The 12,016-nt window shown below is 66.5% G+C and carries 8 protein-coding genes and 1 pseudogene; 3 read left to right on the forward strand and 6 right to left on the reverse strand.

The features are described 5' to 3' along the window. Complete coding sequence (locus DIC75_RS06540; protein ID WP_250987228.1) at positions 1-2,832, reverse strand: PAS domain S-box protein; 2,832 nt, start codon at positions 2,830-2,832, stop codon at positions 1-3. 458 nt (positions 2,833-3,290) lie between these two features. Here DIC75_RS06540 and DIC75_RS06545 point away from each other — a divergent pair, with 458 nt between their 5' ends. Next, entirely contained in the window at positions 3,291-3,452 is a 162-nt protein-coding gene (locus DIC75_RS06545; protein WP_250987229.1) for a hypothetical protein, read from the forward strand. A gap of 109 nt (positions 3,453-3,561) precedes the next feature. Here DIC75_RS06545 and DIC75_RS06550 read toward each other — a convergent pair. The 5 genes and pseudogenes from DIC75_RS06550 to DIC75_RS06570 form a co-directional block, all read right to left on the reverse strand. Continuing rightward, positions 3,562-3,819 (reverse strand): annotated as a pseudogene (locus DIC75_RS06550) (HepT-like ribonuclease domain-containing protein); the annotation flags it as partial. Between the two features lie 78 nt (positions 3,820-3,897). Next, positions 3,898-4,182: a nucleotidyltransferase family protein gene (locus DIC75_RS06555; RefSeq protein ID WP_250987231.1), complete on the reverse strand. Its 285-nt coding sequence runs from the start codon at positions 4,180-4,182 to the stop codon at positions 3,898-3,900. 94 nt (positions 4,183-4,276) lie between these two features. Further along, positions 4,277-4,588, reverse strand: coding sequence for a nucleotidyltransferase family protein (locus DIC75_RS06560; protein ID WP_250987232.1), 312 nt, complete (start codon positions 4,586-4,588; stop codon positions 4,277-4,279). Between the two features lie 125 nt (positions 4,589-4,713). Beyond that, positions 4,714-7,965: a UvrD-helicase domain-containing protein gene (locus DIC75_RS06565; RefSeq protein WP_250987233.1), complete on the reverse strand. Its 3,252-nt coding sequence runs from the start codon at positions 7,963-7,965 to the stop codon at positions 4,714-4,716. Continuing rightward, positions 7,952-11,032 carry a PD-(D/E)XK nuclease family protein gene (locus tag DIC75_RS06570; RefSeq protein WP_250987234.1) on the reverse strand — a complete coding sequence of 1,027 codons (3,081 nt, stop codon included), beginning with the start codon at positions 11,030-11,032 and terminating at the stop codon, positions 7,952-7,954. Before DIC75_RS06570 ends, DIC75_RS06565 begins: the two co-directional genes overlap by 14 nt. Positions 11,033-11,174: 142 nt before the next feature. On the opposite strand from DIC75_RS06570, the gene DIC75_RS06575 reads away from it, so the two are divergent. After that, entirely contained in the window at positions 11,175-11,594 is a 420-nt protein-coding gene (locus DIC75_RS06575) for a hypothetical protein (protein WP_250987235.1), read from the forward strand. A gap of 185 nt (positions 11,595-11,779) precedes the next feature. Further along, positions 11,780-11,914, forward strand: coding sequence for a hypothetical protein (locus DIC75_RS12285; protein ID WP_284738412.1), 135 nt, complete (start codon positions 11,780-11,782; stop codon positions 11,912-11,914). The last annotated feature ends 102 nt before the right edge of the window (positions 11,915-12,016 follow it).

Here is a 12,016-nt window from a genome sequence, read left to right on the forward strand (position 1 = left end):
CTACGCCGCCTCGTGCCGCCGCAGGAACTCCCGGATCTTCCGCGACTCGATCCAGCCCCGGTCGAGCTGTTTGACGATCGCGTTGATCCGCTCGACCTGCTCCCGGATCCTCTCCGTAGCCGTCCCTTCTTCGAGCAGTTCGGTCATGCCGAGGATCACCTGCAGCGGCTGGCGGACGTGATCCGCGAGGATCGCGAACTGCTCGATGTTCTGCTCGATCCGGTCGTATGCCTCCCGCCGGATCCTCTCGACCTGCTTCCGTTCGGTGACATCGGCGGAGATGACCGCGAGCCGCCTGACCTGCCCGTTTGCGCCCTGGATCGGGAAGAGGATATGATCGAAGATCCTCCCCTCATACTCGTCGGTCATCCGGATGGGCTTCGCCGAGGAGAAGGCCTCATCGGCCCACTTCTTTCGGGATGCGGCAAGATCGGGCGGGAAGAGGTCGTACACGCATGTTCCGCGAAGGTCTTCTATACTCCCCCCGGACCGTGAGGCCATCGCCTCGTTCAGGGCAAGGATGATACCCTCCCGGTCGATGAGCACCGTGGCGTCGGGCGTCGCGTCCAGGAGCGCACGGAACTGCTCTTCACTCTCCTGCAGGGCCAGCTCGGCCCGTTTCCGCTCGGTGATATCGATCGCGACCTCGAGCCGCACGTCCCGCCCGTCGGGCCACCGGATGATCCGGTCGACGATGTCTAAGTGGATATCGAGAACCGGGTTATAGAACTCCCACCGGTACGGTTCCGGCTTCCGGGCAAGGATCACATCGTTGGTGCAGAACGGGCACGGCGTCTCGCGACCCTGGAACTCGCGGTAGCATAGCCCGCCGATAACGTCCTTCCCGAGCGCTCGTGTAAAGTAGGGGTTTGCATACAGGATCTCGTTCGTCGCGGGATCCGTGACGTACACGATCTGCTCGAGGCCGTCGAAGATCGAGAGGAGCTGGTCGCGCTCGAACTGCAGGGTCTCTTCGGCCTGTTTGCGCTCGGTGATGTCCCGGAAAACGGCCATGATGGAAGGCCGGCCCCGGTAGAGTATGGGGGTCGCCGTGATGTCGACCCGGATCGTTCGGCCGTCGAGGGTCCTGAGTTCCTGTTCGGCCAGCGGAGTGGCCGTGCCTTCCTGCTGCATCCGGCGGATCTGCCCGGCAATAGCCTCACGATATTCGGGGGAGACGAAGAGATCCAGCGGTTTGCCCACGATCTCTTCAGGACTCCCGGCGCCCGCAATCCGGACGCAGGCAGGATTCACGTAAACGATGATGCCGTCCTGGTGTACGACCACGGCATCCGGCATGAGTTCGACGAGGGAACGGTACCGCTCCTCGCTCTCCCGGAGGGCGTCCTCTGCCCGCTTGCGGTCCGTGATGTTCTCGATCATGCCGATGAGGAACTCCGGACCGCCCTCCGCGTTCCGGACCAGGGAGCCTGTCAGCATGCCCCAGAGGATCCGGCCGTCCCTCCCTACATAGCGTTTCTCCAGCCGGTAACTCTCGATCTCTCCGGCGACGAGAGACGCCGCGAGCGCCGTATCTTCCGCCAGATCGTCGGGATGGGTAGTATCAGCAAAATGCATGCCACGAAGATCGTCCCGCTCATACCCGAGCATCTCCTGGAATGCCGGGTTGCTATCGATGATGCATCCGTCCAGCCCCACGAGAGCGATACCGATCCCGGCCCTCTCGTAGATGCCGCGGAACCACTCCTCGCTCTCCCGGAGCGCCCTCTCCGCCGCTTTCCGCTCGCGGATATCGATGCCGATGCCTACCCGGGTATCGTCGGAGAGGCGGATGTTTGCCCAGGAACTCTCGACGAACGAGCCGTCCTTTGCCCTCAGCACAAAGTCCCGCCACCCGGGCTCGAGCGACCGCATGAACCGGCCGACCATCTCCCGGTACCCGGCGTCGGGATAGCATAACGCCATGAGGCCGCCGCCGCGTGCGTCTTCCTCCGTCCATCCCAACGTCTCGCGCAGCGCGCGGTTGAACCGGAACGTCTTCAGGTTCGGGTCGTAGATCGTGATCATCACCGGGATCGCATCGATGATCGCCTGCAGCAGTTCGCGCTCGTGCGCCATCGTCCGCTCCGCCCGCTTCCGGCCGGTGATGTCGCGGGAGACCGTCAGGACCCGCTCGACTCTTCCCGAGGGACCGGGGATCGGGACCGAGATATACTCGCTGTACTCGACATCCTTTATTACGGCATGGCGGACCTCTCCCCGCACCTGCTTGCCGGTGGCAAAGACCTCCCTGACCTTCTCGAAGTACGGGCCCGCCCCCTCCGTCGTAAACCCGAGCTCCTCCCAGGTCTTCCCCACCATCTCGTGCGGCTCCCGGCCGAGTTTACGGGCGAACCCCCTGTCCACGTGGACATACCGGAGGTCACGGTCCAGGATGTTCACCGTCTCCGGCAGATAGGAAAGGATGGTTTCCAGCATCTCCTGCTCGCCGTCCGGCCGAAAGTCCTGCAGGCGGACGAGGTGCATGCCGTCCTCTCCGACCCTGCCGGAACACCGGATCCGCCGCTCTTCGCCGTCGGCGGTCCGGAGGGTGCAGGCAAGGGCCGGGAGATCGGCACGGTCCCGTAACGATGCCGATATCGCCCGCCTGCACTCCTCTTCGACGACCCGGGGCAGAAGAAACCGGTTCAGGAACTCCCCGGCGTCGCCGCCGAAAAGAGCGTCCCGGTCGACGCCGAGACAGTGCTGCAGCGCTCTGTTGATCCAGACGATACGGTTCTCCGGACCGACCAGAAGCACGCCCTCGTCAAGCAGGTCGAGGATATGCGGGGCCAGCGCGGGTTCGACAGAAGCGCCAGAGAACGGTGTCATCGGGGGGACTCCACTTGCACGAAATTATCCTGTCTTTATTATTTATTTATGATTGTGGAAACCTCTTAACCCGGAAAGATCTGTCTCCCCTATTGCCTTCCGGGCAATGGCGATGCGCGACCCGGGAGAGCACGGCGGTTTACCCTCCGCCCGTCCATGGCAATTCATACGGCTGCGGAGAGGACAATCACGATGGCTGCAGCGGTTCCGCCCTACCGGCGATAAGGATGTCGATACCGGCAGGGCGACGAAAGGGAAGAAGTATACCCGGCGGTGCTGCTGCCGGGCCCGATGCAGGCCCCGTCAGGGAAGACCTGCACCGTCGCGGGGCCGGCATACTCCGCAGAACGGGAAGGCTTTTATCCGGCCAGAGATCTCCGGCTGTTGCATATGGCCTTACGGCAGCATGCCTGTACGGGGAATTCCGATCGTGTTGGCTGCAGAACGGAGACAGCGCAATGAAGGTGCTCGTGAGGACCCCGGAGGGGGTTGAAGAGGTCAGGGAAGTCGATTCCGACTGGGTCATCCCCGGCGACGTCCTGGACGACGGCTCGGTCGTCCTCGAACTCTGGGACGAACTCTCGGACGACGACTACCTGGCGATAGGGCTGTACGACTGAAAGGTGAGGGCGGGAGAAACGGAGGGCATACGCAGAGGTGCCGCCGTGCGCGTGATGCGGCTCGTTTCAGGCAGGTATACCCTCGCGGGTGAGGACCATCGCCCAGCCTTTACTCCTCTTCTTCCCGGATCATCGTCTCTATCGCGTCCTCCAGGGGCCCAAGTTTGGTCTGGATGATATCCCAGAGAATCGTTGGTTTCACCGCATAATAGGAGTGAACACTGATATCACGGAGCCCGGCAATCTTTCGCCATTCGATCTCCGGGTGACGGGCGGTGACGCTCGTGGGAATCTGTTTTGTCGCTTCCCCGATGGTAACAAACCTGAGCACAACGGCGTCAAGGCGCATGCGATCGGCCACGAGTTCCTCAAACGTTCGGTACCTACATAAGAGCGGATTGAGGCGATGGCGTCGCGGATGTCCTCAAGATACAGCAGGAGATCTCTAGGCATAAACGACCTCATCAAGGACGGCATTCCGAATCCGGGGCTTTAAGGTGTCGGCGATGACGAGATCCGTCCTTCGCCCCAGGAGGTCTTCGAGGTAGAACTTGAGGTCCATAAAGTGATCGAACGTCTCCTCTCCCTCCCGGAACTCCACCAGGATGTCGATGTCGCTTGCCGGGGTGGCTTCGTTGCGTACAACCGATCCGAAGATGCCGATACGGGCCACGCCGTAGCGTTCCCGGAGGGTGCGCAGGTTCTGCCGGATCTGGGCGAGAGGATGCATCGTTATTCTTGAATAATACATCCGCCCACTTATACTCTCCGGCACCCGTTCATGCCACAACTTCTCTGCAATATCGTAGAGGTGTTTCCTGCCCTCACGCGACGGCATAGACATCCCTGCAGGTCTCTTCCACGGACTCACGGAAGATCGGGTTTCTGATCGCCGATAGTTCAACGAGATCGATCTCGCGGCCGAAGAGTTCGGCCAGGTCCCCGGCGAGACCGAAGTACGCCTCCGCATGCTCCACAGGGGTCATCGGTTCGAACTCGACGACAAAATCGATGTCGCTCGCCGCAGGGTCGAACCGGTCGCCCGTCGCCGAGCCGAAGACCGCGAGCCTTTTCACGCGGCGGCGTGCAGCGATGTGGGCGATCTCGGGGATTTTCTCGCGGATGATAGGATGCATCGGACTCCCTATGACGATATTACCATCCGGGAAGCATTATCCCTTTCGGATTAGAGAGGACGGAGCGCCGCCCCCGCATCACTCCCGCTCCGCCCGCCCGGGGCACTCCCCCGGCACCCCCGCCATCAAAAATCCCCTTCTTCAATCCCCCGGACCGCTCGTTCTATATCGGCAAAGACCCGCTCCTCGTCCACCGCGACCTCCACCCAGCGGTCGCCGTCGACGAAGTAGAGGTACGGGACGACCGGAGCCCCGAGGATCCGGGCGGCGGCGTGCCGGTAGACCGTCATCTGGAGCGCGTAGTCCCCGGCGCCCCCCGGCGTCCCGGTCTTGTAGTCGATGAGCACCCAGGCGCCGTCCGGCCGCTGCACCAGCCGGTCGATGGCTCCCCGGAACGCGAACCCGTTCACCCGCGCCAGAAACGGCACCTCACGGTGGTCCCGGACGACGCCCTGCATCAGGGGCGACGCGAGGAACCGTTCGTAGAGTTCCCGGTACTCTCCTGCCCGGCCGGGATCAACCCCGTACCGCCGCAGCACCGCGGCGGGGTCACGGCCGCGGAAGACCTCGTGGACGACGAGGCCGCGGGTCAGGGGATCCTCGCCGGCGGCGAACCCCGGCGGCCGGGACCCGGCCGGGGCCCGGAGATACCGCTCGAGTTCGCTCGCCGAATAGACACGCTCCTTCTCCCCGGCCGGGAGGATGCTCGCCGGGACTGGCACCGCGGGAACGTCGTCCGGAAGCGGGAGATAGACCGGAGCGGCCTCCTGCACGTCGACGGGGATCGCCGCGGAGTCGAGGGTGAGCGGGATGCGGAGCGTCTCGAGCACGGCCTCGCCACGGGCATAGACCTCCGGAGAGAGCCCGAGGCAGTGCGCGAGCCAGGCCATCCGGGTCTTACCGTCATGAAGGGTCTCAGGGACCTCGGCCGGCGTCTCCCCGCAGAGGACGAGGTGATCCTTCGCCCGGGTTGCCGCGACGTAGAAGAGCCGTTTGCGCTCGGCCTCCTCCTTCTGCCGGTGCTCGTCCCTGAGGATCGTCAGGACCGGCGTCCCCTCGCGCTCGTGGTCGTTTGCCGGGTTCGGGATCGAGACACCGAGCAGCAGCCCGTCCTCCACCATGATCGTGCCCCCGCCAGCCCGCGGCGTCTCCCCGAGGTCGGGGACGACGACGACCGGGAACTCGAGCCCCTTCGCGGCATGCACCGTCATGATCGAGACCGCGTCTGCCGCCGCGAAATCGAGGTGCGCATCCCCCTCCCGCTGTGCGTCGTCGATGCAACGCCCGAGTTCCCCGACGAGGTCGGCGAGCGTGGAGCAGTCGGCCTCCCTCGCGACGGCGATCAGCTTCTCGACGTTCGCGGCCGCCTGCTCGCCCCCGGCCATCCCGCCGTAGACGACGAATATCCCCGATTCGTCGACGATCCGACGGATGAGACGGGCGGGCGGGAGCCTGCGGGAGAGCAAGAGCCACCCCCGGAGGGTCGCCGACGCCGGGTCCTCCGTCGCCTGCAGCCGCTCCCAGAGGGAGGTCCCCGCCCGGGCGATGGAAAAGAGCCGGGCGTCGGAGAACCCGAAGTAAGGCGACCGCAGCAGGCCGTAGAGCGCCACGTCGTCCAGGTCGTTCGCGAGGAACCGGAGGATGTTGTAGAGGTCGTAGACCTCCTGCCGCTCGTAGAACCCGAGGCCGGCGTGGACGCGGTAGGGGACGCCGTAGCGCCCGAGCGCCCACTCGTAGTAGGCGAGGTTCGTCCGCCGCTCGAGCAGGACGGCCACGTCGCCGTAGCCCGCCGGCCGGACCTCCCCGTCCTGGTAGACCGGTTTCTCCCCCCGCTCGACGATGGCCCGGATCTTCCGGGCGACCAGCTCCGCTTCGGCACGGCGGCCGGCCGCCCGGTCCCTGGCCTTCGGACAGAGGAGGAGTTCGACCGAACCGGTGTCGCCATCCCGGTTCGCACGCAGCGGCTCGTACAGGAACTCCCAGGGCCGGGAGCCCTCCGCCATCAGGGCGCCGAAGACGGCGTTCGTGAACCCGACGACCCCGGGCGTGCTCCGGAAGTTGACGTCGAGCGGGACCGCCTCCCCGCCGAGGTCCCGCTCGATCAGGTCGCGGATCCGCCCAAACTGCGTGACGTCGGCCTCCCGGAAGAGGTAGATGGACTGTTTGGGGTCGCCGACGACGAAGAGTTTCGCCGACTCCCGGGTCAGATCGCCGAGGATGGCGCAGAGGATGGCGATCTGGACGGGATCGGTGTCCTGGAACTCGTCGACCAGGACGAACCGGAACCGGTCCCGGAAGTGCGCCGCCACGATATCCTCGTGGGCGGAGAAGAGCCGGTGGGTGCGGTCGATCAGGTCGTCGAAGTCGAGGGCGTTCTTCCGCCTCTTCTCCGCCTCCAGCGCTCCGGTAAAGGCGCCAAAGACCGTGCCGAGGTCCCGGAGGAAGTCGAGTGTCGCCCGGGTGAAGGGATCCGCCGGGTCGACATCGAGCGAGAGAGCCCATGCATGGGCTTTGATGCAGTCGTTAAGAACCCGGTAGGCCGCCCGGAGGCGTTCGAGGTCGTCCCCCGCCCAGTTCTTCTTTTGCCCCATGTTCGCCCGGAACCGCCGGTCTTTGTGGACTTCCACGAGCGCGGCGACCGCGATCCTGCCGGCAAGGCAGGGCTCGACGGCCCGGAGGTAACTCTCGCCCGGGTCGCGCTCACCGGGGTAGCGGGCGGCAAGGTCCCGCAGCGTCTCGATCGAATCCCCGGCACGCTCGAGGAAGGCCGCGAGCGCCTCCGCCCGGCGCCGTTCCACGGCCGTCCGCCAGGCGTCGAGCACCCCCTCCTCGCTCTCTGCGAGGGCGGCAAAAAACGCCTCCGAGGCCTCGCGGCGCGAATACAGCGCCTCAAGGTAGTTCTTCAACTCGTAGTCCCCGACCGCACGGAGAGCGCAGATCACCGCCTCCCGGCACTCCGCGGGCGGATCGCCGTGGATGAGGGCATCGGCCGCCTCCTCGCGGAGCAGGATCGCCTCCCGCTCGTCGAGGACGGCGAAGGCGGGCCCGACACCGGCTTCGAGCGGGAACTCCCGAAGAACGGAGGCGCAGAAGGAGTGGAAGGTCGATACCTTCGCCCACAAAAACTCGTCGCGGACCGCGTCCCACCGCTCGCCCTCCTTCTCCGCGAGAGCCTGGCGGACCCGGACCTTCATCTCGCCGGCCGCCTTCTCGGTGAAGGTCAGCGCGAGGATGTTCCCGACGCCGACGCCGGTTTCGAGCAGGCTGATGTACTTCTGCACCAGGACGTGCGTCTTTCCCGTCCCCGCCCCGGCGGTGACGCACTTGCTCCTCGTGTGGTCGAGCGCGGCCTGCCTCTGGCGTTCAGTCAGTTCCATCGGCGTTCACCTCCGCATTAAGCAGCCGCAGGGCGTCGAACCGGCAGACCGTCTTAAACCCGCAGTAGCCCGGGCAGGGGCCGGCGTCCGACCGGGGCGGGAAGCAGCCGCCGCGTATCCCGGCGAGGTAGTGCTTCGTCCAGAAGAGAGCGGTCTCGACCAGCTCCCGGACGTCCTCGACGCCGCCCTGCCGCGACCCCGGGAAGCAGGCAAAGCAGTCCTTCAGCCCTGCGTCCCAGAAGACCGGTCTGTTCCGGACCTCCCCGCGCCTCAAGGTGTAGTAGGTGCCGGCGACTCCTTCCATCCCGGTCAGCGTCTCGACCGCCCGGAGGTAGAGCGGCAGCTGGAGCGCTTTACCCGCTGCAATATCCTTGAGCCCGGGGTGGGAGGTCCCGGTCTTGTAGTCGGTGATCGTGAACCGCCCGTCGGGCAGCACATCGACCCGGTCGACCCTGCCCCGCAGGCGGATGGTCTCCCCGCCGAGCGGGATCGCGACCGCATCGGTCGTCGAGGCCGCGTCGACCTCCCCCGGTACCAGCGGGAGGCCGAACGAGACCTCGAAGGCCTGCGGGAGGAGGCCGGAGCCCGCAATCTCCGCCTCGTGCCGGAGGAACCGCTCAAGGAGGCCTCTTCCGGCGGCGGGCGACCCGAGGAGGTGCTCCTTATCCGCGACCCATGCCGGGCTTGTGAAGGCGAACCGGTCCGCCTCCTCCCGGCCGGTGCTGAGGATCAGCCGGAGGGCGTCCGGGTAACACGCTTCGGTGACCGCCCCGTTACCGTCGCGCTTCCAGCCGGAGTAGAACCGGCAGGCGATCCGGTGGACGAGGCTCCCCCGCTCCTGCGCCGTCAGGTCGGGATCGGCCGGAGGGAGCGGGGCAAGGCCGAGGGCCCGCTCCAGGTAGAACCGGAACGGGCAGTCCGCGTAGGTCTCGAGCGCCGTCGGGGAGAAGACGGCCATATCGCCGAACCGTTCGGCGAGCGCCGCGACGATCGCCGGATCGCCGGCGAGCAGGCCGTCGTAGGGGGAGTCGTAGCCGCCCTTCCGGTGGTAATTCTCGACGTTGAGCCTGCGGACGGCCTCGCGGATCGTAAGCCCCGGCGGCATCCCGGCAGGGGTCTCCCCCCGGGCGAGGAGGACGCCGGCCCGCCGGGCTGCTGCGAGCGCAGAGTCCGGGAAGTCGCCGCTCCCCCACGTCTCCGGGGAGAAGGCTTCCCGGACGGCGTCCACGAACCCGGAGCGGATCAGCGGTGTCGCGCCGTCGGCCGCGGGGTAACTCAGGTAGACCCGGGAGCGGGCGGCAAGGAGGGCTGCCATAAAGTGGTAGCGCTCCTCCCGGAGGATGTCCTCCTTCGACCGCGTCGCAAGGCGCCGGGTCTCGGCATCGGTGGTGAACGGCAGCCGGGTGGTGAGCCGCGGCATCGCGCCCTCGACGAGGTCGCCGATGAAGAGGTAGGGGACGGCGAGGTGCGCAATCTCCCGGACGCCGACCACCCGGACGGCGCCCGAGTTCCGTCGACGGCCGGTCCGGGTTCCGGCAGCGAAGAGCCCGAGCAGGGAGGAGAACTCCGAAAGCGGCACCTTCTCCTCCGGGAGTAGCCGGGCGAGGCGTTCGAGCGCCGCGAGGGTCTCCATGAATCCCCCCAGATCCCGCGCTTCGTCCTCCAGCAGGTCGGGATCGCCCTCCGCCGGCATCGCCGGAGCCTGCCAGCGGTCAAGGAGCGAGCGGTAGGCGGCGAGGTGCCCGGGGAGCGTCTTTTTCCCCTCGAGCGCCGCGAGGTCGGCGAAAAGTTCCCGGATTCCGTCCCGAACCGCCCCGATTGCCGCGATCTTCGCTGCGAGCCGGTCTCTCGCGGACTCCGGTGTGTCCGGTCTGGTCCGTTCTTCTTCGAGAGCAGAAGTCAGCGCCGCGAGCCGCTCGTACCAGGCGGCCGCTCCGCCGGTGATCCGGGCCTCCCGGGAGAGGATGTCGACCTCGCACCCCCGGGCGTTCGGCAGGTAGGGGGAGGACGTGAGGGCGACGACATCCTCCCGGCGGTAGCCGCGGGCCGGGACGGCGGGAACCAGAAGAAGTGCCTGGACAAGCGGCGATGCAGAGAGCGGCCGCCCGGCAGACGCGGAGTACGGGATCCCGAAGTCGGGGAAGACCTCTTCGACATACGGCACCGCCGATGCGAGGTCGGGGAACGCGACCGCGATCTCTCCCGGCCGGGCCCCGGCGACGATCAGGTCCCGGACCTCCTGCGCGATCGCCCTGACCTCGTCGAGTCGGTCCCGCCGTTCTGCGATGCGGATGAATCCTCCGCAATCCCCGGGCTCCCGCCGGGAGAAGAGGCCGGCGATCTTTGATGGGTGGTCTTCCGGAAGAACGACCTCATCCGGGTGCAGCCACTCGCCGTCGTCTGAAAAGACCGCCGGGTTTGCGGCATAGGGTATCGAATAGTGAAACTCCTCTGCGGACTCCCGCAGGGAAAGAAGCAGGTCGCGCTCGAGCGGCACCGGCTCGAAGAGACCGTAGACGAAGACCGTCCGGAACCCGCCGCCCGCGTCGGCGAGCAGCCGGACCGCCCGGGCAAAGAGCGTGCTCTCGTCGACGAGGTCGTGATCGTCGAGGAACCGGAGGTAGGCGTCGAAGAGGCGGGCGATCTCGGCGCTTTTGGTGCTCGCGAGGTCGCCGAGTGCGGCCGGGTAGTCGACCTTCCGCATGATGAGGACGTCAAAGAGCGTCGCGAGTTCGTCGACGGCCCCGGCGCCGGCAAGCAGCGGGTACCTGCCGGCGGCAAGCAGCCGGGCGAGGACGAGCCGGGACTCTGCGCTCGAGATCGGTGCCTCCGATGTCGCACGATCGTCGAAGACCTTTCGGGCGAACCCGGGGAGGGTCGTGACCGCATCGGCGACGAACGGGACACCCTCCTCCCCGAGGCGGCGGGCGACCTCCCGGGCGAGGTGGGACGTCGGGACGATGAAGACGGTCCCGAACGGGTCGCGGGCGGCGGCTTTCCGGAACCCTGCGATGAACGCGTCGAGACCCTCTCCGGGCAATTGGCGGTACAGAACGGCGGGGGACATCCGGCAATCTCTCCTGGTGAGAGGTTTGGGGAGGAGGAGGGATGAGGGTTGTTATTTGGGTCGGGGAGGAGCCCGGGATCGTCCATACCCTCCCGGATACCCGCACGGTTTAAGTGCGGGAGTAGAGACGTATTGAACGCTCATGGATCTGAACTTCTGCCGCCACTACACCGGCGACGGCACGCCGCCGTCGAACCGCTACTGCCGGGTCTGCCCGGAGGTCGCCTGCGACCGGCTGTGGCGGCGGGTTCTCGATCTTGCAGAGACAAACGGGGGAGACCCGGTCCCGCTCCCGGGAACGCGGGCCGTGCTCTTCCCGAACCCGAAGAACCCCGATTTCGTCAGGCTGCAGGTCAACTGCCGGTGGGGTCTCTCAAAGGAGGACTTCCTGCACTACATCGCCACCGGCCACGCGAAGATGGGGCGGCGGGGGCAGCGGAGCGATCCCCGCGCATCCCCAAGCTGCACCCGCCAGGAGCCGTACGTGCACGCGATCGTCGAGCTGCTCGGCGGGACGGATATACCTGAGATACGAGCGGTGCGAGAAGTGCAGGGCGGATGAGCCCCGGGATTATCGGGCCGCAGAGAACGCCGGCCGGAACGGCGCTCCCCATCCACGGCCAGGCCCGTACGCCAGCACGACGACCGGGGAGGCCATATGTGGTGCCGACCCGGTGGAAGAAGACGGACTCACCCTCGTAGTCCGGCCGGCAAAACCTATATCTCCCGGGCGGGAAAGGGTTTTTTATGCCGACCTGCAGCGACTGCGCCCTCTATACGAAGAAGACCGAGACCGACGGGGAATGCAGCATCAACGGCTCCGTTCCCGCCGACCGGGACGCCGGACGGTGCCCGTCCCGGACGTTTCGGCCACGCAGATGATGTCGTAAGGTTCAGAGACCCTGCCCGATCGAGCAGATGCTTTCCATGCGGCCTGAACGCCGCGACAATGAGATGCACGGTCGAGACAACCGTTCCCGTACA

This window comes from Methanoculleus oceani (assembly GCF_023702065.1).
GTDB classification, from domain to species: domain Archaea; phylum Halobacteriota; class Methanomicrobia; order Methanomicrobiales; family Methanoculleaceae; genus Methanoculleus; species Methanoculleus oceani.